Origin of the sequence: Pseudomonas lurida (assembly GCF_013522705.1) — a bacterium.
GTDB classification, from domain to species: domain Bacteria; phylum Pseudomonadota; class Gammaproteobacteria; order Pseudomonadales; family Pseudomonadaceae; genus Aquipseudomonas; species Aquipseudomonas quebecensis.
In genome coordinates this window covers 58,299-83,031 of sequence record NZ_JAAMRE010000010.1, presented here as the reverse complement: position 1 = coordinate 83,031, position 24,733 = coordinate 58,299, and the positions used below count along the sequence as shown (strand labels likewise).

The window sequence follows — 24,733 nt, the reverse complement described above, 5'->3', positions numbered from 1 at the left end:
CTCCCACCTTTGTCCAATCGTGTTATCAGTCCAGGGTTCGGGGCAGTTGCAGGGTGACGCGCAAGCCGCCCTCGCGCAGGTTCTGCAAGCTCACCTCACCGCCATGGCTGTGGGCAATGTTGCGCGCGATGCCCAACCCCAGGCCGTAGCCTTGCTGCTGGCCGGCGAGGCGAAAGTGCGGCTCGAACACTTGCTCCAGACGTTGCTCCGGTACACCGGGGCCTTCGTCATCCACATGCAGGATGAATTCCGCGCCGTCGTCCTCAATATGCAAATGGGCGTTCTGCCCGTACTTCAACGCGTTGTCGATCAGGTTGCCGATGCAGCGTTTGAGCGCCAACGGTTTGCCCGGGTACGCCGCCAGCGCCATGCCATCCAGGGTCACGCGGCCGTTGCCGTTGGGCGCCACGTACGGCTCCACCAGGCATTCGAGTACATGGTTGAGGTCGACCGGCTGGATGTTCTCGTGAATATCGGTGTCTTTCACGCATTGCAGCGCGCCCTTGACCAGCAATTCCAGCTCATCCAGGTCACGACCGAACTTGGCCTGCAGGTTCTCGTCTTCCAACAGTTCCACGCGCAGGCGCAGGCGCGTGATGGGTGTACGCAGGTCGTGGGAAATCGCACTGAACAACTGGCTGCGTTCGGTCAGGTAGCGGCTGATGCGCTCGCGCATGGCATTGAACGCACGGCCCACTTCCACCACTTCACTGCCGCCGCCCTCGGCCACCGGCTCGACGTCGGCGCCCAGGGACATGTCCCGCGCCGCCAGCGCCAGGCGTTTGAGGGGCCGACTCTGCCAATGCACCAGCAGGCCTATGAACAGGAGTAGAAAGCCACTGGTCAGCACGATAAACCACACCTGCTGGGACGGCAGGCCCTGCTCTTCCAGACTGGTGTAGGGCTCGGGCAACAGCGAGGCGATATACAGCCACTCGCCGGGCGCCAGTTGAATCTGGGTCACCAGCACCGGCGGGTTCACCGGTTCCAGGGTCAGTGCGTAGTGCGCCCAGGAGCGTGGCAATTCATCGAGTTTGAGGCCGGCGTTGAAAATCCGCAGGTCTTCGGCGCTGACGAACTCCACCGAGATATGCACATCGGCGCCCAGGGTCTGACGCAGCACTTCATCCACCGCGGTCAGCACCGCCTGTTTGCGCGGGGTTTCGGGCAGCACCTGCATGTCCAGCGGGCGATCGTTGAGGGTCACCACAAAGCGGGTGCCGCCCATGCTGCGCAGTTGGTCAAGCACCAACGGGCGATAGGCCACCGGCAGCGAGCGGAAATAACTCACGCTGGCGGTCATCGAATGCGCCAGGCTGCGCGCGCTGGTGACCAGGCCTTCGAGCTGGGTGGCGCGCAACTGTGAGACCCAGATCACGCTGGACAGTGCCTGGGCGAACAGCACTGCCAGCAATGTGAGCAACAGCATGCGCCCCAATAGCGAGCGCGGTACCGGAAACCGGCGACGCCGTTCGCTCACCGGCTCAATGGGCATTGCCGGCAACCACGTTGGCTGCCAGTTGATAGCCGCTGCCGCGCACGGTGCGAATCAGCCGCGGAGGTTTTTCGGTATCGCGCAGGCGTTGGCGCAGGCGGCTGACGGCCATGTCGACGATACGGTCCAGCGGCATCAGGTCGCGGCCACGGGTGGCGTTGCCGATGGTGTCGCGGTCGAGGATTTCCTGGGGATGGTCGAGAAACAATTTCAGCAGGGCAAAGTCGGCCCCGGACAGGATCACTTCTTCGCCGTCGACGTGGAACAGCCGGTGGCTGATCATGTCCAGCCGCCATTCGTCGAACACCAGCACATCGCCCCCGGTGTTGCGCTCCTGGAACTGGCAGCGGCGCAACAGCGCCTTGATCCGCGCCTGCAGCTCACGCGGGCTGAACGGCTTGCCGATGTAGTCATCGGCGCCCAGCTCCAGGCCGATCACGCGGTCGGCTTCGTCGGAGCTGGCGGTAAGCATGATGATCGGCACCTGCGCCTGGCGCGGGTGCTGGCGAATCCAGCGGCACAGGCTGAAACCGTCTTCGTCCGGCAACATCACATCGAGGATGACCAGGTCGCACGGCGCCTCGTTCATCGCCTGACGGAATCCCGCGCCATCCGGCACTCCCCGCACCTGGAAACCGGCGCGACTGAGGTAGGTCTGCAGCAACTCGCGGATTTCCTGGTCGTCGTCGACGAGGAGAATCGATTTACTGATTACGCTCACGGGGTCCTCCTTGTTGTTATGCGGTGTAGTTGAAGGCCTCATGGGGGCAAGCCCCCTTCCACACTGATGTGGGAAGCCATCACTGCCTAAGCAAATGCCTGCTCCAGCGCCACACCCGCCCCGGTCAAGCCGGAATACGGCGCGGTCACCAGCCACACCGGAATACCGTTGAAGTAGTCGCTCATGCAGCCCTTGTCACGAAAGCTCCCGGCAAAGCCGCTTTGAATGAAGAAGTCGGCAAACCTCGGTATTACCCCGCCCACGATATACACACCACCACGTCCACCGGTGGTCAGTACATTGTTACCCGCCACTCGGCCCAGCCAGATGCTGAACTGGTCCAACACTTCCATGGCAATCGGGTCGCCGGCCAGGCCAGCCGCCGTGATGGCTTCGGGCGTGTCCAGCTGCGGCGTGTGGCCATCAACCGCACAGATTGCCCGATACAGACGCGGCAAACCACCACCGCTCAAGGCCGTCTCTGCGCTGACGTGGCCGATTTCGTTATAGATATGCTGCCACAGCTGGGTTTCCCTCGGGCTGCTCAAAGGCAGGTCGACATGGCCGCCCTCCCCCGGCAAGGCCGCGAAACGACCCGCGCCAAGATCCAGCAAGGTGCCGACGCCCAGCCCCGTGCCTGGCCCGATCACCACCGCCGGACGCAGCGGTTCCGGCGTGCCCTCGCAGACCACGCGAAATTCATCGGGCTGCAGCCGGGTCATCCCCAGGGCCATGGCCGAAAAATCGTTGATCAGCAGCAGCTCATCCACCTGCAGCGTCTTGCAGAAAGCGGTCTTGCTCAAGCGCCAGTGATTGTTGGTGAACTTGAACTCATCGCCACTCACCGGCCCGGCCACCGACAGGCATACCGCGCCGATATCGCCGATTTGCAGGCCTTCTTCCATGAGGTATACCAGGATGGCCGCCTCGGGACTGTCGTAGTCCGCCGTGGCGTGCACGCGGATCGAATGCAGGGCCTGATCCCGCCACAACGCAAAACGCGCGTTGGTACCGCCAATGTCACCGACCAGCGCTAACTTCACTTAAGCGTCTCCAGGGCAGAGGTAAAGGCGCTGGCGCCCTGCTCTGCGGAGCTTGCGGCCAAGCGCATAAATGCAAACAGCTCGCGACCGGCCCCCACGTTATTGCCCAACAGGCCCGTGGCAGGCGCGCGCGCTGCAAATTCTTCGGCGTCCACCTTAAGCTCCAGGGTGCCTTTGACGCCATCCACGCGAATGATATCGCCATCGCGCACGCGTGCCAGCGGCCCGCCGCTTTGAGCTTCGGGGTTCACATGGATCGCGGCGGGGATCTTACCCGACGCGCCGGACATGCGCCCGTCTGTCACCAACGCCACTTTGAAGCCACGGTCCTGCAACACGCCAAGAAACGGCGTCATTTTGTGCAGTTCCGGCATGCCATTGGAGCGCGGGCCCTGGAAACGCATCACCGCGACGAAGTCTTTCTCCAACTCGCCGGCCTTGAACGCATCGGCCAGGTCCTGTTGGTCCTGGAACACCACCGCCGGCGCTTCGACGATCTGGTGCTCGAGGGCCACGGCCGAGACTTTCATCACGCCACGGCCGAGGTTGCCTTCCATCACGCGCAGGCCGCCTTCGGGCGAGAACGCGCGGGCCACCGGGCGCAGGATGGCTTCGTCGAGGCTCTCGATCGGGCCGTCGCGCCAGATCAGCTCGCCGTCGACCAGGAACGGTTCCTGGGTGTAGCGACTCAGCCCCTTGCCGGCCACGGTGTTGACGTCTTCATGCAGCAGGCCGGCTTCAAGCAGTTCACGAATCAGGAACGACATGCCCCCCGCCGCCTGGAAGTGGTTGATGTCAGCCTTGCCGTTTGGATAGACGTGGGACAGGGTCGGTACCACCTCGGAGAGGTCGGCCATGTCCTGCCAGGTCAGGATGATACCCGCCGACATGGCGATGGCCGGCATGTGCAGGGTGTGATTGGTGGAGCCGCCGGTGGCATTCAGAGCCACGATGGAATTGACGATGGATTTTTCGTCGACGATTTCGCCGATCGGGGTGAAGTTGCCGTTGGCCTTGGTCAGGCGCGTGACCTGATGCGCGGCTTCGCGGGTCAGTGCGTCACGCAGCGGCGTATACGGGTTGACGAACGAAGCGCCAGGCAGGTGCAGGCCCATCACTTCCATCAGCAGTTGGTTGGTGTTGGCCGTGCCATAGAAGGTGCAGGTGCCGGGGCTGTGATAGGACTGCATCTCCGACTCCAGCAGCTCTTCGCGGCTGGCCTTGCCTTCGGCGTAGCGCTGGCGCACATCGGCCTTCTGCTTGTTGGAGATGCCCGACGGCATCGGCCCGCCCGGCACGAAGATCATCGGCAGGTGGCCGTAGCGCAGTGCGCCCATCATCAGGCCGGGCACGATCTTGTCGCAGATACCCAGCATCAGTGCCGCATCGAACATGTTGTGCGACAGCGCCACTGCCGTGGACATGGCGATGACTTCACGGCTGAGCAGGCTCAGCTCCATGCCCGGCTCGCCCTGGGTTACGCCGTCGCACATCGCCGGGGTGCCGCCGGCGAACTGGCCGACCGAGCCGACTTCACGCAGGGCTTTCTTTATTTGTTCAGGGAAATGTTCGTAGGGCTGATGCGCCGAGAGCATGTCGTTATATGAAGAAACAATTGCCACGTTAGCGGCGTTCATCATGCGCAGGCTCTGTTTGTCTTCGGTGCCGCAACCGGCCACGCCGTGGGCGAAGTTGGCGCATTGCAGCTTGCCGCGCATCGGGCCGTCGCTGGCGGCGCCGCGAATGAGCGCAAGGTAAGCCTGGCGGGTGGCGCGGCTGCGGGCGATAAGCCGTTCGGTGACCTCAAGGACGCGGGGATGCATGTGTAGAACTCCAGGCTAACGGATGTGGCGACCTGAGTGTCTATGCTGATCAAACGCCCGCAGCGCATGGGATGGCAGGGTGTCGTTTGGATCATCGGACCAGTTGATTCAGGTCACTCGTTGTAGATTGAACAAAATATTGCCACTAAAAAGGCTTGTTTTCTATTTTTATGCGAATAATCTTGTAATTCTTACAACAAATCGACGACAGGCACTCTCCAATGACTCTTCGTATCGCAATCAATGGTTTTGGCCGTATCGGCCGTAATGTCCTGCGCGCACTGTATACCCAAGGCTACCGCCAGGATTTGCAGATCGTCGCCATCAATGATCTGGGCGACAGTTCGATCAATGCCCACTTGCTCAAATTCGACACCGTACACGGTACTTTCGATGCAGAGGTTGCCCACGATCAGGAAAGCCTGACCGTCAATGGCGACCGGATTGCCGTGAGTGCCATTCGCAACCCGGCCGAACTGCCGTGGGCCGCGCTGAACATCGACGTGGTGTTTGAATGCACTGGCCTGTTCACCGATCGCGCCAAGGCCGCCGCCCATATCACTGCCGGCGCGCGCAAAGTGATCATCTCCGCCCCCGCCAAGGGCGCAGACGCCACCGTGGTCTACGGCGTTAACCATGACATCCTGCGTCAATCCCATCAGATCATCTCCAACGCCTCGTGCACCACCAACTGCCTGGCGCCGGTGGCCCAGGTGCTGCACCGTGAACTGGGCATCGAAAGCGGCTTGATGACCACAATCCACGCCTACACCAACGACCAGAACCTGACCGACGTGTACCACACCGACCCGTACCGCGCGCGTTCGGCCACCCAGAACATGATCCCGAGCAAGACCGGCGCCGCCGAAGCGGTCGGCCTGGTGCTGCCGGAACTGGCGGGCAAACTGACCGGCATGGCCGTGCGGGTGCCGGTGATCAACGTGTCCCTGGTGGACCTCACCGTGCAACTGAAGAAAGAAGCCACGGCCGAGCAAGTCAACGCGCTGCTCAAGGACGCCAGCCAGCACTCCAAAATTCTCGGCTACAACACCCTGCCGCTGGTTTCCAGCGACTTCAACCACAACCCGCTGTCGTCGATCTTCGACGCCAATCACACCAAGGTCAGCGGTAAATTGCTGAAAGTGCTCGCCTGGTACGACAACGAGTGGGGCTTCTCCAACCGAATGCTGGATAACTGCCTGGCACTCTGCAACGCCGAATAATTTAGTTTGCGTGGGAGGGGGGTTGCCTCCTCCCACTGTGGTTTTGGTGTAGCGCAGAACAGAATAGCCACTTGCCATTTGCGTTGATGATAAGCATTATCATTAACTGCCTATCGGTCTGGTATCACTGTGAGCCAATCTCGCTTCAACCATGTTTTTCTCACTCAACGGGCGATCCTGCTGCGCACCCTGCAACGGATGGTGCATAACCACAGCACCGCCGAAGACCTTCTGCAGGAAACCTACCTGCGCGTGACCCGGGCCCTGAGCGAGCGGCCGATCGATCATCTGGAACCTTTCGTCTATCAGACGGCGCGCAATCTGGCGCTGGATCACCTGCGCGCGCGCAAGATCCAGGCGCGCACCCTGCTGGAAGACGTACCGCTGCAAATCCTGCAAAGCGTTGCCGCGCCGATCACTACCCCCGAAGACGCGACCCAGGCCGAGCAACTGCTGGAGCATTTGAGCGTCAGCCTGGGTCAGTTGAGCGTCCGCCAGCAGCGGATATTCATCCTCAGCCGCCTGCACGGCTGCAGTTACCAGGAGATTGCCGACCAACTGGGGGTGTCGTTGAGTACGGTGCAGAAGGAACTGAAATTGATCATGGCGATCTGCGTAGGTGTGGCCGAACGGTTGGATCAGTCTTAAGCTGCATCCCACAGAAGCGTCGACGCAAACCGTAGGAAAAATGAATAAAACGTGGCGAAGACCCGAGGAACACCGTGACGGACCCGAATAACGTGCGCCCCCTTGCGTTGGCGCATGAGGTGCTGCAAGACCCGGCGATGGACCAGGCTCTCGATTGGCTGATCGCCCTGCAGTGCCCGCAACCTGGCCAGCAGGCTGAATTCCAAGCCTGGCTGGCCTGCGATCCGGCCCATCGCCAGGCCTTCGAAAAAGCCCAGGCCGCTTGGGGTGGCGCGCCGGTGCACAGCGCCGCCGTAGCCCTGGCGGCGCCACGAGGGCCGAGTGTCTGGCGCCGTATTCGGCCACACTGGAAACCGCTGGCCACCGCCGCCTTGCTGGTGATCGGGCTGTGCAGTTTCAGCAACCTGCCCGTGCGCCTGCAAGCCGACCACCTCACCGTGGTCGGCGAACGTCAGCGCCTGCAACTGGACGAGGGTGCCAACGTGTTGCTCAACACCAATTCGGCGTTTTCCAGCCGCATCCAGGACCAGCAGCGAATCGCGCGCCTGTACCAGGGCGAAGCGTTTTTCGACGTGGCCGCCAACCGTGGCCTGCCGCTGGAAATCGACGCCGGCCCGGTGCGTGCCAGCGTGCGCGACACCGCGTTCGCCGTGCGTTACCTCGATGGCGAGGCGCAAGTGCAGGTGCAGCGCGGCGACGTGGACCTGAGCAATACCTTCGACGATGCCCGGGTACGCCTGAGCGCCGGGCAAAGTATCCGCATCGGCCCCCAGGGCTTCGGTCAGCCGGGCAAACTGGACATCAACAAAGACCTGGCCTGGGTGCAGGGCCGGCTGATTTTCGAAAACTGCCCGATGAGCCAGGTGCTCGCCGAACTACGCCGCTATTATCCCGGCTGGATCGTCAACACCAATGAGCAGCTCGCCAGGGTCGCCGTCACCGGCAACTATCGCCTCGACCAGCCGCTGGACGTGGTGCGCTCGCTGGCCCACCTCACGTCGGCCAAGCTTTCGGAATACCCGGCGCTGGTGATCCTCAACTAAATGAGAATAATTTTTACTCGATAGTCTGCGGTGGTACGTCTCGTCTTAGCCAATGCAACTGATTCCTATTTGGAAAGGTTCGCAACTATAAGATTCGTACCCCGGAGCGCTCTCGATGTCCTCTTGTTTCAACCGCCGGTCTTCTTCGCCCGTTCTGTCCTTGCTCACCGCCGCCATCCTGCTGGCCGGCCTGCCGGTTGCCAGCGCCACGGCCGCTGAACCGGCGCCGCGCAGCTACGGCAATTATCAATTCAGCATCGAACAGCAGCCGCTGGTTTCGGCTCTCAACGCGTTTACCGCGGTGACCGGCTGGCAGGTCGGCCTGCCGGCGGAACTCGGCCAGGGCGTGTCCTCTCCTGGCGCGCGCGGCCCCATGGCAGCGGAAAAAGCCCTGGACCGGCTGTTGGTGGGGACCAACCTGACCTATCGCAAACTGGGCAGCAATAACATCGTCCTGGAGCCACGCGCCGCCGGCAGCACGCTCAACCTGCAGCAAGTGACCATCAGCGCTACCCGTAACGCGCAGGACATCAGCAGCGTACCAAGCACCGTCAGCGTGCACGACCGCGAAGCACTCGACCGCCAGAACGTGAACACTATCCGCGACCTGGCCCGCTACGAACCCGGCGTCTCGGTGAGCGGTGCCGGCAGCCGTTCGGGCAACGCCGGTTTCAATATCCGTGGCATCGACGGCGACCGCATCCTCACCCAGGTGGACGGTGTGGAAGTACCGGACAACTTCTTCAACGGCCCCTACGCCAAAACCCGGCGCAACTACGTCGACCCCGAAATCGTCAAGCGCGTGGAGATTCTGCGCGGTCCGGCCTCGGCCCTGTACGGCAGCAGCGCCATCGGTGGCGCCGTGAGCTATTTCACCCTCGACCCGGACGACATCATCAAGCCCGGCCAGGATGTCGGCGCGCGCCTGAAGATCGGCTACAGCTCCGCCGACGACAGCTGGCTGACCTCGGGCACCTTCGCCGGCCGCGTGGCGGACGTCGATGGCCTGCTGCATCTGAGCCAGCGCAACGGCCATGCAACCGAATCCTACGACGGCAACAACGCCACCGGCCTGGCCCGCACCGGCGCCAACCCGGAAGACGCACGCACCACCAACGTGCTGGCCAAGCTCGGGTGGAACTACGGCGACGATAACCGCCTGGGATTGACCTATGAAAAATACAAAGATGATCGCGACGTTAACCTGAAGAGCGCGGTAGGCGGCCCTTTCACCGGCGGCCGAGGCTTCAACTTCTACCGCGCCCGTTCGGGCAACGACACCATTACCCGGGAACGCTTGGGCCTTGAAAACCGCTTCGGCCTCGACTCACCGATTGCCGACCATATCAAGACCAGCCTCAACTACCAGATCGCCAAGACCGACCAGACCACGGCGGAAATCTACCAGCCATCACGCCGCGTCCTGCGTACCCGCGAAACGCGCTATGAAGAAAAACAGTGGGTCTTCGATGCACAACTGGATAAGGCTTTCAGCCTCGGCGCCACCGACCACCAGGTCACTTACGGCACGACGCTCAAACAACAGAAAGTCACCGGCTCCCGCGAAGGTGCCGCCACGTGCCTGGCGGTCGGCGCGGGCTGCACGGCCATTGGCGCCCCCAGCCCTTCCCCCAGCGACAGTGTGAAAAAGGCCAGTGACTTCCCGGACCCGACCATCAACACCTACTCGCTGTTCGCCCAGGACCAGATCGCCTGGGACAAGTGGACGTTCCTGCCCAGCGTTCGCTACGACTACACCCAGCTCAAGCCCAAATTGACCGAGGAATTCCTCAACACCGTGGACCCGAACCGGCTCTACGATCACAGCGACAAAGAAAAAACCTGGCACCGCGTCACGCCGAAATTCGGCCTGACCTATGCCTTGACCGAGCAATACACCTGGTTCGGCCAATACGCCGAAGGTTTCCGCACGCCTTCGGCCAAAGCGCTGTATGGCCGCTTCGAAAACCTCGGTCAGGGCTACACCGTGGAGCCCAATCCCGACCTCAAGCCAGAGACCAGCAAAGGCATCGAGACCGGGATTCGCGGCCAGTTCGACGCGGGCTCCTTCGACATCGCGCTGTTTTACAACAAATACCGCGACTTCATCGATGAAGACGCGGTGGTTGCCGGCAGCACCGTCGAAGCCTTCCAGGCCAAGAACATCAAGCGCGCCACCATCAAGGGCGTGGAAGCCAAGGGCCGCCTGAACCTGGATGCCCTGGGCGCGCCGCACGGTCTTTACACTCAAGGCGCTATCAGCTACGCCCATGGCCGCAATGACGACAACGGCGAGCCGCTCAACAGCGTCAACCCGCTCAAAGGCGTGTTCGGCCTGGGCTACGACCAGGATCGCTATGGCGCGCTGGTCAGTTGGACCCTGGTGAAGAAACAGGACCGCGTCGACAGCACCACCTTTTTCGCCCCCGACGGCAACACCAGCCGTGGCCCATTCAAGACGCCAGGCTTCGGGATCGTCGACCTGACCGGCTTCTACAAAGTCACCCGCGACGTGACCATCAACGGCGGCCTCTACAACCTTACCGACAAGAAGTACTGGAACTGGGACGACGTGCGCAGCTACGACGGCGTCGGTGAAGCCGGCGTGACCTCGCCGGCCAACCTGGACCGACTGACCCAGCCCGGCCGCAACGTGGCGATCAATGTGATCTGGGACATCTGACCACGCCAGCCTCACCTCGCCGAAATTTCAGTGACGAGGTGAGGATTTTTTACTGTGCTGCGTCTTCTTGTTCGTCTAGTTGATAACCACTCTCTTTAAGAGCAACCAGGCGCTCCCCTCTCAAGGACTTTTTCATGACCGCTTCCCCTACCGCAGAACGCCCAAGCCTGCGCTCCCAGCGCCTGAACCAGATCACCCACGCCCCGCACGCCAGGCTCGATGCACTGGTCAAGGCCCATGCGCCGTTTGAAAACCAGGCCAACTTCGCACGCTTTGTGGTGGCGCAGTACCTGTTCCAATCGGAACTGGTGGCGCTGTACACCGATCCCGAGCTGATCGAACTGGTGCCGGACCTGGCCGAACGTTGCCGCGCCGAAGCCGCCCGGCTCGATCTCGCCGACCTGGAGACCGACGTGCCGGCGCCGGTGGCCGGCGCGGTGAGCCACCCGAGCAAAGCCGAAGCCTTGGGTTGGCTGTTTGTGTCCGAGGGTTCCAAACTCGGCGCCGCGTTCCTGATCAAACGCGCCGTGGGCCTGGGCCTGAGCGAAACCTTCGGCGCCCGCCACCTGGCTGAGCCAGCCGGTGGACGTGCCGAAGGCTGGAAAAGCTTCACTCGCACCCTGGATGCACTGCACCTGAGCGCCGATGAAGAAGCCGCGGCGGAAAAAGGCGCGATTGACGCGTTTGTGCGCTTCACCGTTTTGCTGGAACAGGCGTACGCTAGCGCCCCTGAGCTGGCCTGATCGCCGATTTGAAATGCAATCGACTGCGGGAGGGGCTTGCCCCCTCCACTTTTGTATTGGTTTGTTCCTGACGTTGCATACCCCATGACCCGCCAAACCCAATCCACCTCGAAAATCGCCCAGCTCCTCTTCGGCCTGCTGGCCTACGTCAGCCTGGGCATCGGGCTGGTGGCGATTGTGGTGCCGGGGTTGCCCACCACCGAATTCATCCTGCTGGCCGCCTGGGCCGCCACCAAAAGCTCACCGCGCCTGAGCGCGTGGCTGGAGAACCACCGCCTGTTCGGACCGATCCTGTTCAACTGGCGCAATGGCAAGATCATCGCGCGGCGCGCCAAGGTCAGCGCCACGGTGAGCATGCTGCTGTGCGCCGTCCTGATGCTGGTCATGCTCGACCATGGCTGGCCGGTTTACCTGGCAATCGTCGGCATGGGCCTGGGCAATCTGTGGATCTGGTCACGCCCTGAACGGCTGGCAGTGCCCGCACAGCAAAGGCTGTAGCTGTTTTCCTACCGTTTATCGCCTGCTGCTCATGAATCGACCCGTTGCGCCGATGTTCCAGACATAGCGCTGAATGGACTTGGCCCTGCCTTGCCCACCCAACACGTCCATTCGTGAGTGAACCTATGTTCGACACCCTCTCTATCCGCTTGAAAATCGTGCTGCTGTCCGGGCTCTGCCTGTTAGGGGTGATAGCGCTGGTGGTCGGCATCAACATCTACAACACCAACCAGAATGATCAGTTGGTCAGCGATTCAAGCTCGCGCATGCTCACCGACGGCGTTGAACAGTTGCTGCAGGCCAAGGCCGCCGAACAGGCGGTGCAGTTGCAGAAAACATTCGGCGACAGCCTGTTGGCGCTGACCGCGCTGTCCGACCAGATCAAAGACCTGCGCATCCAGGCCAGCAAACGTGGCCTGGAAGCCGGCGCACTGCGCGAGGACATCAACCAGAGCCTGAAAACCACGTTCGATCGCAACAGCAAGGTGCTGGGTTTCTGGCTGTCATTCGAACCCAACGCCCTGGATGGCAAGGACAGCGAATTCCTCGACGACAAGGCGCGCGCGTCCAATGAAAAAGGGCGCTTCTCCAGCTATTGGAGCCGTGCCGGCGGCGAAGGCCTGAACACCGTGATGGTCGAAGAGGACCTGAACAAGACCACCCTCACCCTCAGCGGGACGCCCTACAACATTTGGTATACCTGCCCACGAGACACCCGCAGCACCTGCCTGCTGGACCCGTATGAAGATACGGTGGGAGGCCAAAAGGTACTGATGACCACCATCGCCTCGCCGCTGATCGTGGAGGGCAAACTGATCGGCGTCGTCGGTGTGGACATTGCCCTGACGGCCCTGCAAGCGACCACCGACGCCGCACAGAAAGACCTGTTCAATGGCGCGGCGCACCTGGAGATTCTTTCCAGCACCGGCCTGATTGCCGCCTACAGCGGCGAACCGGCCAGGGTCGGCAAGAACCTGATCGATACCCTTGGCGAAGAAGGCAAGGAAATCGTGCAATTGCTGGCAAGTGACAACCGCATGATCCGCGAACAGGGCGATACCATTCGCGCCGTGTACCCGGTCAAGCCACTTGCAGATGCCAAGCCGTGGGGTGTGGTGATCAAGCTCCCCAAAAGCGTGATGCTCGCCGATAACGTCAAGCTCCAGGCGGTGCTCGACGAAGCCCAGGCCAGCGGCACGATCAAGGCGCTGCTGGTAGCGGCCGCAGCCGGCTTGCTCGGCCTGCTGCTGATCTGGCTCACCGCCACCGGCGTAACCCGTCCGATCAACAGCGTGGCGGCCATGCTCAAGAACATCGCCAGCGGTGAAGGCGACCTTACCCAGCGCCTGGCCTACGCCAAGAAGGACGAACTGGGCGAGCTGGTGAACTGGTTCAACCGCTTCCTCGACAAGCTGCAGCCGACCATCGCGCAGATCAAGCAAAGCATCACCGAAGCCCGTGGCACGGCGGACCAGTCGTCGGCCATCGCCCGCCAGACCAGCGAAGGCATGCAGGTGCAGTTCCGCGAAATCGACCAGGTGGCCACCGCTTCCAACGAGATGAGTGCCACGGCCCACGACGTCGCCAACAGTGCCTCCAATGCCGCCAGCGCGGCGCGCGGTGCCGACCAGTCGGCGCGTGAAGGCATGCAGATTATCGAGAAGAGCACCCGCGACATCACCACCCTGGCCGACGAAGTCAGCAAGGCGGTGGGTGAAGTCGAAGCGCTGGCGGTCAACAGCGAGCAGATCGGCTCAGTGCTGGAGGTGATCCGCAGCATTGCAGAGCAGACCAACCTGCTGGCGTTGAACGCGGCAATCGAAGCGGCACGTGCAGGGGAAAGCGGCCGTGGTTTCGCGGTCGTCGCCGACGAAGTCCGTAACCTGGCCAAGCGCACCCAGGACTCGGTGGAGGAGATTCGCCAGGTGATCGAACGTATCCAGAGCGGCACCCGTGGCGTGGTGGCGACCATGCATTCCAGCCAAAACCAGGCCCAGAACAACGCCGGGCAGATCCATCAGGCCGTACAGGCCCTGGGCAAGATCAGCGACGCGGTCACGGTGATCAGCGACATGAACCTGCAGATCGCCAGCGCCGCCGAGCAGCAAAGCGCTGTGGCCGAAGAGGTCAACCGCAACGTCTCGGCGATCCGCACCGTGACCGAAACCCTCACCGGCCAGGCGACCGAATCGGCGGCCATCAGCAGCCAGCTCAATGCATTGGCCAGCCAGCAGATGAAGCTCATGGATCAGTTCAAAGTTTAAGAAACACCACGGGACCAATGTGGGAGGGGGCTTGCTCTAATGCCAGTCAGTTAAGGGCTCAGATGATCCAGCCCAGGCAATGACTATCAACAGTGGGAGGGGGCTTGCCCCCGATAGCGATGTGTCAGCTACAGATAAGTTGACTGACACACTGCAATCGGGTGCAAGCCCCCTCCCCCCATTGTCAAAGACCCGTCCAAGCCTGCACAAACGCCGCCACATCTTCCTTCGGCGCCGTACGCGGCGGGTTCTGCGGTGTGCCCAGATAGAGGAAGCCAATCACTTCCTCATTCGCCGCCAGCCCTAAACCCTTGGCAACGTGAGCCGAGTAGGACAATTCGCCAGTGCGCCACACCGCACCGATGCCTTGGGCGTAGGCCGCCAGTAGAATGCCATGGGCCGCGCAGGCCGCTGCCAGCAACTGTTCGGATTTGGGCACCTTGAAATGCTCCTGCAGGCGCGCGATCACCACCACCACCAGCGGCGCGCGCAACGGGCCGTTCTGGGCTTTGTCGATGACCGCCTGCGGGGCTTCGGGGTCCTGCAGGCGCGCGGCTTCAGCCAGCAGCGTGCCCATCTGTTCACGGGCCGAGCCTTCGACGGTGAGAAAGCGCCACGGACGCAGTTGGCCGTGGTCCGGCGCTCGCATGGCCGCAGCGAAAAGCACCTCGCGCTGCGCCTGGGTCGGTGCCGGCTCCAGCAAACGCGGCACGGAAACACGGTTGAGCAAAGCGTCGAGAGCCTGCATTGGCCACCTCCAGAAAAAAATGTGCGGTCATTCTAGCGGGAATGGTCCGTGAGTCCATCAAACGATAATTGCTCTTATTCAATCCGCCCTGCCCTGTTAGACTTTGCGCCCATCTTTTTCGCATTCGTCCAGGAAACTCGATGTTCCGTTCGCTTTTTCGTCTGTGCGTCGCCTTCATGGCCCTGGGCCTGGTTGCGTGCGATGACGCCCCGCGTTTCACTCAGGCTGAGCCCGGTGAAGCGCGAGCCGGCGGCGCAGCGACGGTGAACAAAAACGACCAGAATGCGTTTTCCCTGCCCTCCGCCAACCTGTCGCCCACGCGCCGCCTGGACTTCAGCGTCGGCAACAGTTTTTTCCGCAGCCCCTGGGTGATCGCGCCGTCCACCACCACCGCCCGCGATGGCCTGGGCCCGCTGTTCAACACCAATGCCTGCCAGAACTGCCATATCAAGGACGGCCGCGGGCACCCGCCGCTGGCCGACGCGCCCAACGCCGTGTCCATGCTGGTGCGCCTGTCGATACCGGATGCTGCACCCTACTCCAGGCTGATCGAGCAGTTGGGCGTGGTGCCGGAGCCCGTGTACGGCGGGCAACTGCAGGACATGGCCGTGCCGGGTGTCGTACCGGAAGGCAAGGTGCGCGTCGACTACACACCGGTCAATGTGACCTTCAAGGACGGCACCGTGGTGGAACTGCGCAAGCCGGACCTGCAAATCACCCAACTGGGCTACGGCCCGATGCACCCCGACACGCGCTTCTCGGCCCGCATCGCGCCGCCGATGATCGGCCTGGGCCTGCTCGAAGCGATCAGCGACGCGGATATCCTGCGCAACACCGACCCGAAAACCGCCGACAACGAAGCCATTGTCGGGCGGCCGAATTGGGTCTGGGACGACGCCCAGCAGAAAACCGTGCTGGGCCGGTTCGGCTGGAAAGCCGGGCAACCCACGCTCAATCAACAAAATGTTCACGCGTTCTCTGGTGATATGGGCCTCACCACCACCCTGAGACCCTTCGATGACTGCACCGACGCCCAAGTCGCCTGCAAACGGGCGCCCAACGGCAATGGCCCCGATGGCGAGCCGGAAGTCAGCGATAACATCCTGCGCCTGGTGCTGTTCTATACCCGTAACCTGGCCGTGCCCGTGCGCCGGGACGTCAACGCGCCGCAGGTGCTGGCCGGGAAAAACCTGTTCTATCAGGCCGGCTGCCAGGGCTGCCATAAGCCCACGTTCACCACCGCCGCCGATGCCGCCGAGCCTGAGCTGGCGAACCAGACCATCCGCCCGTACAGCGACCTGTTGCTGCACGACATGGGCGAAGGCCTGGCCGATCGGCGCAGCGAATTCAAGGCCGGTGGCCGCGACTGGCGCACACCGCCGTTGTGGGGTATCGGTTTGACGCAAACCGTAAGCGGTCATACCCAGTTTCTGCATGACGGCCGCGCCCGCAACCTGCTCGAAGCCGTGCTCTGGCATGGCGGTGAGGCCCAGGCGGCGCAGCAGCATGTGTTGTCCTTCAATGCCGAGCAGCGCGCTGCGTTGCTGGCGTTCCTGAACTCTTTATAAGCTTCGCCCCAATTACAGAAGGGAGCTCGACATGTTCCGTCCCAAGTTGTTGTTCACCAGCCTGGCCGCCCTTGCCCTCGGTGCCTGCTCGCCCCAGGACCCGCAGGCCGTGACCTCGGCGGCGATCGCCAAGCAAGTGATCCTGCCCACCTACAGCCGCTGGGTGGAAGCCGACCGCCAATTGGCGGTCAGCGCATTGGCCTATTGCCAAGGCAAGGAAAGCCTGGACACCGCCCGCGCCGACTTCCTGCACGCACAAAAAGCCTGGGCCGAACTGCAGCCGCTGCTGATCGGCCCGCTGGCAGAAGGCAATCGCGCCTGGCAAGTGCAGTTCTGGCCGGATAAAAAGAACCTGGTGGGTCGCCAGGTCGAGCAACTGGTGGAGGCCCAGCCGCAGATCGACGGCGCCGCCCTGGCCAAGTCCAGCGTGGTGGTGCAGGGCCTGTCGGCTTACGAATACATCCTCTACGACGCCAAGACCGACCTCGCCGACGACGCCCGGAAAGCCCGCTACTGCCCGCTGCTGGTGGCCATCGGTGAGCGCCAGAAAGCCCTGGCCGAAGAGATCCTGGCCAGCTGGAACAGCACCGACGGCATGCTCGCGCAAATGAGCAAGTTCCCTAACCAGCGTTACGCCGATTCCCACGAAGCGATCGCCGATCTGCTGCGGGTGCAAGTGACCGCACTGGACACCCTGAAGAAAAAGCTCGGCACGCCCATGGGCCGCCAGACCAAAGGCATCCCGCAGCCGTTCCAGGCCGATGCGTGGCGTAGCCAGTCGTCGCTGCAAAGCCTGGAGGCCAGCCTCGCGGCCGCCCAGACCGTGTGGGTCGGCGTCGACAATAAAGGCCTGCGTGGCTTGCTGCCGGCGGATCAGAAAGCCTTGGCCGACAAGATCGACGCCGCCTACGCCGCGTCCCTTAAACTGTTCGCCAGCAACCAGCGCAGCCTCAACGAACTGTTGAACGATGACGCCGGGCGCCAGCAGCTGAACGATCTCTACGACAGCCTCAACGTGGTCCATCGCCTGCACGAAGGTGAGCTGGCCAAGGCGCTGGGGATCCAACTGGGCTTTAACGCCAACGACGGTGACTGATGATGCTCAGGCGACAGGCTTTGGCGCTCGGCAGCGTGCTGCTCAGCGCACTTACGTTGGGTGGCTGGACGCTGTTCAAGCAGAAGGGCAGCGGCCCGCTGCTGCTGTCGGCACGTGACGATACGGACGGCAGGCACTACGCCGTGGGCTTTCGCTTGGACGGCAAGCAGGTGTTCGCTACCCAGGTTGGCCAGCGCTGCCACGACATTATCAACCACCCCACGCTGCCGATTGCGCTGTTCGTTGCCCGTCGCCCTGGCACCGAGAGTTACCTGATCGACCTGCGCGACGGCGCGCTGCTGCAAACCATCACCTCGAATGCCAATCGCCACTTCTATGGCCACGCGGTAATCCACAAGAGCGGCGAGTGGCTGTACGCCACCGAAAACGATACGTCCGACCCCGGCCGTGGCCTCCTTGGCGTGTATAAGTTCGAGGGCGAGCGCCTGGTGCACAGCGCCGAGCTGTCCACCCACGGCATCGGCCCGCACCAGGTCTCATGGATGCCCGACGGTGAAACCCTGGTGGTGGCCAACGGGGGCATTCGCACCGAAGCGGAAAGCCGCGTGGAGATGAACCTCAACGCCATGGAGCCGAGCCTGGTGCTGATGCGCCGCGACGGCACACTGATCAGCAAGGAAACCCTGGGCCAGCAGATGAACAGCGTGCGCCATATGGGCATCGCCAGCGATGGCACGATTCTCACCGGGCAGCAGTTCATGGGCCCGTCCCAGGAGCGCTCCGAACTGCTGGCGATCAAGCGCCCAGGCCAACCGTTCATGGCTTTTCCGGTGGCCGACGCGCAACTGCAGGCCATGGGGCATTACACCGCCAGCGTGGCCGTGCACAGCGAGTTGCGCCTGGTGGCCCTGACGGCGCCACGCGGCAATCGCTTCTTTATCTGGGACATGGACAGCGGCGAGCTGCGCCTGGACGGTCCGCTGCCGGACTGCGCCGGTGTGGGCGCGGTGGCGGATGGGTTCGTGGTCACCTCGGGCCAGGGCCGGTGCCGCTTCTACGATTGCCGGCAGGCCCCGTTGGTGGCTAAACCCTTGGAATTGCCGGCCGGGCTTTGGGATAACCACCTGCACTTGGCGTGAACGCCAGCCGGCAGCCTGGAAAAAACGCAAAAAAAAGGGCCTCGCATCGCAAGGCCCTGTTCGGGAGGTTTAAACGTTTCAACTTTGAGGCCTCATTCCTTGAGACAGACCGAACATGAACAGCAGCAGTTCATGATCGGGCTTGGCCGCCGTGCTCGCCTTGGCGACACGCGGCAACAGGCATTGCGCGCCGCCCTGCGACGCGCTGAGTACCTGAGTACGAGGCTGCTCCCAGGCGGCCAGCGCCAAGGCTGCCACGCCCAACGCTCCCACCAGGAACAAACCTCGCGCTATTTCTAGCTTCATCTGGTTAAACCCTTGATAGCGCTGCCAAACGCCGTCTCATAAAAGTAGCTGAGTTTTTCCCAATCGGCGCTGCTCCACGACGAATGGCGACGCAGTTGCAGCATGTCATGGGACGCCGCCCGATAAGCGGTCAGGCGCTGGCGGCATTTTTCAAAATCCAGCAGCGCCACTTCTACCGTGGCCGAGTCGCCCTCGCCTGTCACCCGCGCAAAGATATGCTTGATGTACAGGCAGCCGTGCTGCCAACGCCCCTTGTGCATGCGCGCCAGGGTGGTCGCCACTTCCTTGAGCAGACGTTCGTGCACCTGCTCGCCGTACTGCTCACGGCCACCGGCGGCGTACCATTTTTCGATTTCGTCGAAACCATCCAGCGAAGCCGTCACCAACAACGCCTTCCATTGATGCTCGGGATCGCGACGTGCTTCGCAGAAGACCATTTCCGGCACCCGCACATCCAGCAGGCGCAAGCCCTTCAAAGCATCACGCTCACGCAGCACCGTGGGGCGCCCGAAGGGATGCAGCCAACTGCGATAAATATGCCCGGTCTGTCGCTTGCTGTAGAGCAAACGACCACTGGCGGTCTTGATTCGCTGTACCCCACTTTCACCACCGCGACGACGATTGGGCTCTTCCACCCACTCGCCTTGCTGACGCCAGAAATAATCGAAGCGTTCTTCTGGAGCTACGTGACTGCCTGCTACGCACTCAACTGCCATCCTGTTACCTCTTGCGTAATACGTATACCCGCCACATGGCGTAGAGCGGTATGAAGTCCAGGGATTCCTGAACGCGAAAACCCGCCTGCTCGAATTCTGCTTCTACAGTAGCAGCCGGTAACACAAACCTGTTTTGGTAACCTTCCTGCTCACCTTTCCTACGACGACGCGCTTCCGAACGCTTGCGCTTCCACGCCTTGAAATTGCCGTCAACCCACAGTGAGATGATCACGCTGTCTCGGGTAACTCGCTGAAACTCCCGCAGTATCGCCAGGCGATGCGCCGGATCACCTATGTGGTGCAGCAAGCGCATGCAAAAAATGCTGTCGACCGCGTTATCTGGCAAATCAATATCAAAGGCTGAAGTCTGCAAAGGGCGTACCCGTTTCACCACCTCTGCCGGTTGGGCGCCGGTTGCTATCTTCAACATCGAAGCGGAATTATCGGCACCAATAATGATTCGGTTGGGCTTTTCCGCCAGCAGCGGCCAGAAACGGCCGGCGCCACATGGCAAGTCCAAAACCAAACCGGGCTCGCCCGCCATCGCCAGCGCGCCTCGGGCCAATTGCTCGTCGCGTTTGTGGGACAACCGGCGCGCCAGATTGTCCTGATGCTTGAGCAAATATTTCTGAGCGTGCTGATCGTCGTACTTTTCGGAAAATTCGAGTTTGATCGGGGTAGGCATCAACAGGTCTCCAATGACTGATGCCTACAAACTATTCAGCGATACGTGATCGCCAGGTCAACTCGTTGTGAAAAACTTGTCCTGTCCAAATTCATACATTTCAAGACTTTACAAAGACAATCAATAGCAAGTCGCCATCTTCGCCGAATAACGGCGGCTTATGGCAGGATAGCGGCAGCAGACGCGGTCAAGGCTTGACCTGACTCAACTCAACGTGAAAGCGGCAACCGTTGGGTTCCATGGTACTGAGGCTGACACTCCAGCCCTGGTTCTCGCAGATCCGCTGCACCAGTGACAGGCCCAGCCCCAGGCCTTCACCGCGCTTCTCACTGCCACGCACGAACGGTTCGAACATGGCCTCGCGTTTTTCTTCGGGGATACCGACACCGCTGTCTTCCACCACGAAACCGGTAGGTTCCAGGGTCAGGCGGATAAAGCCCTGCTCGGTGTAATGCAAGGCGTTGCGCAGCAGGTTGCCCATTACGGCGTGCAGGAAGGTGGTGTTGTAGCGTGTGTCCAGAGGGCTGCCCGGTTGATAGATCAGTTGCAGGCCCTTCTGCTCGATGGGTTCGCGCCAGATCCCGAGCAAGTCCTCCGCCACCTGGGTGAGGCTCACCTGGGGCGACATGGTGGACTCGCTGTGTTGCGCCCGCGCCAGCATCAGGAAGGTTTGCACCAGCTCGCGCATTTCTTCGCAGGCCCTGGCGATACGCAGCACCTGGTTACGTCCACGCTGATCGATGGCCGGATTTTCCAGCAGCAATTCGCAGGAACTGGCCAGGACCATCAGGGGGGTGCGCAACTCGTGGCTTACGTCGCTGGTGAACAACTGCTCACGGGATAGCGCCTGGCGCAGTCGGCCCAATGTGGCGTCGAAGGCCACGGCCAATTCGCCCACTTCGTCAGCCGCATAGTCTGGCGCCAGAGGCGGTGCCAGGCCCAGCAACTGGTCACGGTGACGCACCTGGCGAGCCAGGCGCACCACCGGCGCCATTACCTTGCGCGCCAGCACCCATCCCAGGAACACCGCCAGCGCCAGGCTGAGCACAAAGCCCACCAGGACCACGGCGAACAGCACCCGCTCACGCTCTTCGAAGTCACTTTGGTCCTGCAGCAGCACATAGCGCCGACCGTCGATCACTTCGACCATGGCGTGGTACGACAGCGACTCGCGAAACACCTCGTGAAAGCCCGGTTCCAGATGACGCAAATCCTTGGGCAATTCAAAGTCGCCACGGCCGCCGCTGAAATAGAACAGTTGGTCCGGCTCGGGTCGATGACTCCAGTCTTCGACGCTGTCCATCAGCAGCAAGCGTTGCAGGTCACCGCCCAGGCCCGCTGAAATCAACTTCTCTTCCACCAGGTGCACCGTCGCAACGATGCCCATGGCGAAGGCGCCCGCCACCAGTGCGCTCATCAAGGCAAACGCGATGATGATCCGCTGGGCAAGGCTTTGCTTAAACTCCATCGCGACCCTCGGCCAGGCGGTAACCCACGCCGTGCACCGTGTGCAGCAATGGCTTGGCAAACGGTTTGTCGATCACCTGGCGCAGTTGGTGGACATGGCTGCGCAGGCTGTCGCTGTCCGGGCAATCATCGCCCCACAGCGCTTCTTCGAGAATTTCGCGGCGCAGCACATGGGGGCTTTTCTGCATCAGCACCGCCAGCAGCTTCAGGCCGACCGGGTTGAGCTTGAGCAGGCGCCCTTCTCGGGTCACTTCCAGGGTGTCGAGGTCGTAGCTCAGGTCGCCCACTTGCAACGCGCGGCGCCCGCCACCCTGGGCACGACGCAGCACCGCTTCGATGCGCGCGGCGAGTTCCGACAGGGCAAATGGCTTGAGCAGGTAGTCATCGGCGCCGGACTTGAAACCCTGCAGCCGGTCGTCCAACTGATCGCGCGCGGTGAGCATGATCACCGGCGTATCACGACGCGCATCTTCGCGCAGGCGTTTGCACAAGGTGTAGCCATCGATGCCCGGCAGCATGATGTCGAGCACGATCAGGTCGTAGTGTTCGGTGGCGGCCAGATGCAGGCCCGACAGCCCGTCCTGCGCACAGTCGACGGTGTAGCCCTTCAGCCCCAGGTAGTCCGCCAGGTTGGCCAGAATATCGCGGTTGTCTTCAACCAATAAAATTCGCATGGGCAGTGTCTCCGTACGCGGTAACGGCCGTGTTGGCTCGCGCAGCTTAAGGCCAAGTCGGGCTCAGGGATAGACCTCCAGGGCGCGTGGATCAAGGTTTTCAATCAAATTGAGAGGGCAACGAGTTTTTCACTATAGCTTCACAAACTGACTACAGTGTCAGGACGACCATCGCCTCCCATTTATATAAGGAACATAGACATGGGTTTGGTCAAAACTGCGCCAATGCGCTATTTGCTGTTGATAACCGGTGCCTGGTTACTGATTTTCCTGGTCACCCGTGCCGTGCTGTTGCTGACTCACTTGGACGAAGTCGGCGGTAACCTGCTGCCGGTGTTCGGCGTGGGGTTGCTGTATGACCTGGGGTTTCTTGCCTACGCAGCGCTGCCGCTGGGACTGTACGTGCTGCTATGCCCGCCGGGCCTGTGGCGTCGTCGCGGCCACCGCTGGTTTTTGCAGGCGGTACTCACGGTCAGTCTCTTCGCAATGCTGTTTACCTCGGTCGCCGAATGGCTGTTCTGGGACGAGTTCGGGGTGCGCTTCAACTTCATCGCCGTCGACTACCTGGTGTATTCCGACGAAGTGTTGAACAACCTGCTGGAGTCCTACCCGATCGGCAAACTGCTCAGCTTATTGGCAATGCTGGCCATTGTGTTGAGCCTGGCTTTGCGTAAAGCGTTCAATGCCGCCACGGCCTCACCACTGCCACCGTTGCGCGGCCGCTTGTTCAACGCGGTGGTGCTGGTGCTGGCCGTCGGCCTCAGCCTGCAGTTGATCAGTCAGGACAGCCCCCGCGCCCAGGGCGGCAATGCCTACAAAAACGAGCTGGCCAGTAATGGCCCATATCAGTTTTTTGCAGCCTTTCGTAACAACGAACTGGATTACTCGCAGTTCTACAAAAGCCTGCCGACCGACGTGGTCGCCCGCCAGTTGCGCGCCGAACTCAGCGAGCCGAACGCCCGCTTTATCGGCCAGGACCCGCTGGATATCCGCCGGTCCATCAGCCACTCCGGCCCGCCGAGCACGCCCAATATCGTGCTGGTAACCATCGAAAGCTTCAGCGCCAAATACATGGGCAGCAATGGCGACGGGCGCAATCTCACGCCGAACCTCGACGCGCTGCGAAAACAAAGCCTGTATTTCAATAACTTCTACGCCACCGGCACCCGCACAGACCGGGGCCTGGAAGCAATCACCCTGGCGATCCCTCCTACGCCGGGACGCTCGATCGTCAAACGCATCGGCCGTGAAAGCGGTTTCGCCAGCCTCGGGCAACAGCTCACCGCCGTCGGTTATGACAGCGTATTCGTGTACGGTGGGCGCGGTTACTTCGATAACATGAACGCGTTTTTCAGCGGCAACGGTTACCGCGTGGTCGATCAGAGCAGCGTACCCGAGGCCGAAATCTCGTTTAAAAACGCCTGGGGCATGGCCGACGAAGACCTGTACAAACAAACCCTGAAACTGGCCGACGCCGATTACGCCAAGCGGCAACCGTTCCTGCTGCAATTGATGACTACCTCCAACCATCGCCCTTACACCTATCCGGATGGGCGCATCGATATCAAATCCGGGAATGGCCGCGACGGCGCGGTGAAATACACCGACCATGCCATCGGTGAATTCCTCGACGCGGCACGTCAGAAGCCCTGGTTCGACAACACGATCTTTGTGTTCGTCGCCGATCACACGGCCGGCAGCGCGGGCAAGGAAGACTTGCCCATCACCAACTACCAGATTCCGCTGTTCATCTATGCGCCCAAACTGATCGACCCACGGGAGTCCGCGCAACTGGCCAGTCAGATCGACCTGGCGCCGACCCTGCTGGGCCTGATCAACCTGAGCTACGAGTCGACGTTCTTCGGCCGCGACTTGCTTCAGGATAACCCGCTGCCGCCGCGCGTGGTGGTCGGCAATTACCAGCATCTGGGGCTGTTCGACGGCAAGGACCTGGCCATTCTCAGCCCGCGCCTGGGTCTGCGTCGCCACGACCAGGCCTTGGCTGAAAGCCAGGAGTCGCGAGTGGGCAGTGATGATCCCTTGATCCAGCGAGCAATCACCTATTACCAGGCCGCCAGCTACGGGTTCAAACAACAGTTGTTGAGTTGGAAAGCGCCCCAGGAGACGAGCCCACGGCTGACCGAGCGCTAAGCCAGCTCATGCCCCCCAAGCAATAAAAAAGCCCCGCC

General features: G+C 61.9%; 21 protein-coding genes. 11 read left to right on the top strand and 10 right to left on the bottom strand.

The window, feature by feature from the left end; translation table 11 throughout:
• Positions 1-25 precede the first annotated feature (25 nt).
• Genes G7025_RS11055 through edd form a run of 4 tightly spaced genes read right to left on the bottom strand, consistent with a single transcriptional unit; the run spans position 26 to position 5,082 of the window.
• The gene (locus tag G7025_RS11055) at positions 26-1,495 is read right to left on the bottom strand and encodes an ATP-binding protein (RefSeq protein ID WP_181078984.1); all 1,470 of its coding nucleotides are present in this window, start codon (positions 1,493-1,495) and stop codon (positions 26-28) included.
• Positions 1,485-2,258 (bottom strand): response regulator, encoded by a 774-nt coding sequence (locus G7025_RS11050; protein ID WP_219855273.1) that lies wholly within the window; start codon positions 2,256-2,258, stop codon positions 1,485-1,487. Before G7025_RS11050 ends, G7025_RS11055 begins: the two co-directional genes overlap by 11 nt.
• Positions 2,259-2,302: 44 nt before the next feature.
• Positions 2,303-3,259 (bottom strand): glucokinase, encoded by a 957-nt coding sequence (locus tag G7025_RS11045; RefSeq protein ID WP_181078980.1) that lies wholly within the window; start codon positions 3,257-3,259, stop codon positions 2,303-2,305.
• On the bottom strand, positions 3,256-5,082 hold the full coding sequence (gene edd / locus G7025_RS11040) for a phosphogluconate dehydratase (RefSeq protein ID WP_181078978.1): 1,827 nt from the start codon (positions 5,080-5,082) through the stop codon (positions 3,256-3,258). Before edd ends, G7025_RS11045 begins: the two co-directional genes overlap by 4 nt.
• Positions 5,083-5,303: 221 nt before the next feature.
• On the opposite strand from edd, the gene gap reads away from it, so the two are divergent.
• From gap to G7025_RS27255, 7 genes are all read left to right on the top strand, one after another.
• Positions 5,304-6,305, top strand: coding sequence for a type I glyceraldehyde-3-phosphate dehydrogenase (gene gap, locus G7025_RS11035; RefSeq protein WP_181078976.1), 1,002 nt, complete (start codon positions 5,304-5,306; stop codon positions 6,303-6,305).
• Between the two features lie 129 nt (positions 6,306-6,434).
• Positions 6,435-6,953 carry an RNA polymerase sigma factor gene (locus G7025_RS11030; protein WP_181078974.1) on the top strand — a complete coding sequence of 173 codons (519 nt, stop codon included), beginning with the start codon at positions 6,435-6,437 and terminating at the stop codon, positions 6,951-6,953.
• 74 nt (positions 6,954-7,027) lie between these two features.
• A complete protein-coding gene (locus G7025_RS11025) occupies positions 7,028-7,996 on the top strand; it encodes a FecR family protein (RefSeq protein WP_181078972.1) in 969 nt (322 codons plus the stop codon).
• Between the two features lie 115 nt (positions 7,997-8,111).
• A complete protein-coding gene (locus tag G7025_RS11020) occupies positions 8,112-10,679 on the top strand; it encodes a TonB-dependent receptor (protein WP_181078970.1) in 2,568 nt (855 codons plus the stop codon).
• Positions 10,680-10,813: 134 nt separating this feature from the next.
• Entirely contained in the window at positions 10,814-11,422 is a 609-nt protein-coding gene (locus G7025_RS11015) for a biliverdin-producing heme oxygenase (protein ID WP_181078969.1), read from the top strand.
• A gap of 84 nt (positions 11,423-11,506) precedes the next feature.
• The gene (locus G7025_RS11010; protein WP_181078967.1) at positions 11,507-11,920 is read left to right on the top strand and encodes a YbaN family protein; all 414 of its coding nucleotides are present in this window, start codon (positions 11,507-11,509) and stop codon (positions 11,918-11,920) included.
• Between the two features lie 125 nt (positions 11,921-12,045).
• Positions 12,046-14,184 carry a methyl-accepting chemotaxis protein gene (locus tag G7025_RS27255; protein ID WP_181078965.1) on the top strand — a complete coding sequence of 713 codons (2,139 nt, stop codon included), beginning with the start codon at positions 12,046-12,048 and terminating at the stop codon, positions 14,182-14,184.
• Between the two features lie 184 nt (positions 14,185-14,368).
• Here G7025_RS27255 and G7025_RS11000 read toward each other — a convergent pair whose 3' ends face one another.
• Positions 14,369-14,932: a nitroreductase family protein gene (locus G7025_RS11000; RefSeq protein WP_181078963.1), complete on the bottom strand. Its 564-nt coding sequence runs from the start codon at positions 14,930-14,932 to the stop codon at positions 14,369-14,371.
• Positions 14,933-15,072: 140 nt separating this feature from the next.
• On the opposite strand from G7025_RS11000, the gene G7025_RS10995 reads away from it, so the two are divergent.
• From G7025_RS10995 to G7025_RS10985, 3 genes are read left to right on the top strand one after another with little or no spacing between them, the layout of a single operon-like run.
• Positions 15,073-16,500: a di-heme oxidoreductase family protein gene (locus G7025_RS10995; RefSeq protein WP_181078961.1), complete on the top strand. Its 1,428-nt coding sequence runs from the start codon at positions 15,073-15,075 to the stop codon at positions 16,498-16,500.
• A gap of 31 nt (positions 16,501-16,531) precedes the next feature.
• Complete coding sequence (locus G7025_RS10990) at positions 16,532-17,596, top strand: imelysin family protein (protein WP_181078959.1); 1,065 nt, start codon at positions 16,532-16,534, stop codon at positions 17,594-17,596.
• 2 nt (positions 17,597-17,598) lie between these two features.
• A complete protein-coding gene (locus tag G7025_RS10985; protein WP_181079096.1) occupies positions 17,599-18,696 on the top strand; it encodes a DUF1513 domain-containing protein in 1,098 nt (365 codons plus the stop codon).
• 78 nt (positions 18,697-18,774) lie between these two features.
• On the opposite strand, the gene G7025_RS10980 is transcribed toward G7025_RS10985, so the two are convergent.
• The 5 genes from G7025_RS10980 to colR form a co-directional block, all read right to left on the bottom strand.
• A complete protein-coding gene (locus G7025_RS10980; protein WP_181078957.1) occupies positions 18,775-19,002 on the bottom strand; it encodes a hypothetical protein in 228 nt (75 codons plus the stop codon).
• Positions 18,999-19,718, bottom strand: coding sequence for a lipopolysaccharide kinase InaA family protein (locus tag G7025_RS10975; protein ID WP_181078955.1), 720 nt, complete (start codon positions 19,716-19,718; stop codon positions 18,999-19,001). The genes G7025_RS10980 and G7025_RS10975 overlap by 4 nt, the downstream gene beginning before the upstream one ends.
• Positions 19,719-19,722: 4 nt before the next feature.
• Complete coding sequence (locus G7025_RS10970; protein ID WP_181078953.1) at positions 19,723-20,403, bottom strand: class I SAM-dependent methyltransferase; 681 nt, start codon at positions 20,401-20,403, stop codon at positions 19,723-19,725.
• 187 nt (positions 20,404-20,590) lie between these two features.
• Positions 20,591-21,871 (bottom strand): sensor histidine kinase, encoded by a 1,281-nt coding sequence (locus G7025_RS10965; protein WP_181078951.1) that lies wholly within the window; start codon positions 21,869-21,871, stop codon positions 20,591-20,593.
• Positions 21,861-22,544, bottom strand: coding sequence for a two-component system response regulator ColR (gene colR / locus G7025_RS10960; RefSeq protein WP_034100290.1), 684 nt, complete (start codon positions 22,542-22,544; stop codon positions 21,861-21,863). Before colR ends, G7025_RS10965 begins: the two co-directional genes overlap by 11 nt.
• Positions 22,545-22,745: 201 nt before the next feature.
• Here colR and G7025_RS10955 point away from each other — a divergent pair, with 201 nt between their 5' ends.
• Positions 22,746-24,695: an LTA synthase family protein gene (locus tag G7025_RS10955; protein ID WP_181078949.1), complete on the top strand. Its 1,950-nt coding sequence runs from the start codon at positions 22,746-22,748 to the stop codon at positions 24,693-24,695.
• Positions 24,696-24,733: the final 38 nt, after the last annotated feature.

What these genes read in the sequence shown, in the direction of transcription:
- G7025_RS11055 (WP_181078984.1), bottom strand. Translation starts at nt 1,495, where the DNA reads ATGCCCATTGAGCCGGTGAGCGAACGGCGTCGCCGGTTTCCGGTACCG.
- G7025_RS11050 (WP_219855273.1), bottom strand. Translation starts at nt 2,258, where the DNA reads ATGAGGCCTTCAACTACACCGCATAACAACAAGGAGGACCCCGTGAGC.
- edd (WP_181078978.1), bottom strand. Translation starts at nt 5,082, where the DNA reads ATGCATCCCCGCGTCCTTGAGGTCACCGAACGGCTTATCGCCCGCAGC.
- gap (WP_181078976.1), top strand. Translation starts at nt 5,304, where the DNA reads ATGACTCTTCGTATCGCAATCAATGGTTTTGGCCGTATCGGCCGTAAT.
- G7025_RS11020 (WP_181078970.1), top strand. Translation starts at nt 8,112, where the DNA reads ATGTCCTCTTGTTTCAACCGCCGGTCTTCTTCGCCCGTTCTGTCCTTG.
- G7025_RS11015 (WP_181078969.1), top strand. Translation starts at nt 10,814, where the DNA reads ATGACCGCTTCCCCTACCGCAGAACGCCCAAGCCTGCGCTCCCAGCGC.
- G7025_RS11010 (WP_181078967.1), top strand. Translation starts at nt 11,507, where the DNA reads ATGACCCGCCAAACCCAATCCACCTCGAAAATCGCCCAGCTCCTCTTC.
- G7025_RS27255 (WP_181078965.1), top strand. Translation starts at nt 12,046, where the DNA reads ATGTTCGACACCCTCTCTATCCGCTTGAAAATCGTGCTGCTGTCCGGG.
- G7025_RS11000 (WP_181078963.1), bottom strand. Translation starts at nt 14,932, where the DNA reads ATGCAGGCTCTCGACGCTTTGCTCAACCGTGTTTCCGTGCCGCGTTTG.
- G7025_RS10995 (WP_181078961.1), top strand. Translation starts at nt 15,073, where the DNA reads ATGTTCCGTTCGCTTTTTCGTCTGTGCGTCGCCTTCATGGCCCTGGGC.
- G7025_RS10990 (WP_181078959.1), top strand. Translation starts at nt 16,532, where the DNA reads ATGTTCCGTCCCAAGTTGTTGTTCACCAGCCTGGCCGCCCTTGCCCTC.
- G7025_RS10985 (WP_181079096.1), top strand. Translation starts at nt 17,599, where the DNA reads ATGCTCAGGCGACAGGCTTTGGCGCTCGGCAGCGTGCTGCTCAGCGCA.
- G7025_RS10980 (WP_181078957.1), bottom strand. Translation starts at nt 19,002, where the DNA reads ATGAAGCTAGAAATAGCGCGAGGTTTGTTCCTGGTGGGAGCGTTGGGC.
- G7025_RS10975 (WP_181078955.1), bottom strand. Translation starts at nt 19,718, where the DNA reads ATGGCAGTTGAGTGCGTAGCAGGCAGTCACGTAGCTCCAGAAGAACGC.
- G7025_RS10970 (WP_181078953.1), bottom strand. Translation starts at nt 20,403, where the DNA reads ATGCCTACCCCGATCAAACTCGAATTTTCCGAAAAGTACGACGATCAG.
- G7025_RS10965 (WP_181078951.1), bottom strand. Translation starts at nt 21,871, where the DNA reads ATGGAGTTTAAGCAAAGCCTTGCCCAGCGGATCATCATCGCGTTTGCC.
- colR (WP_034100290.1), bottom strand. Translation starts at nt 22,544, where the DNA reads ATGCGAATTTTATTGGTTGAAGACAACCGCGATATTCTGGCCAACCTG.
- G7025_RS10955 (WP_181078949.1), top strand. Translation starts at nt 22,746, where the DNA reads ATGGGTTTGGTCAAAACTGCGCCAATGCGCTATTTGCTGTTGATAACC.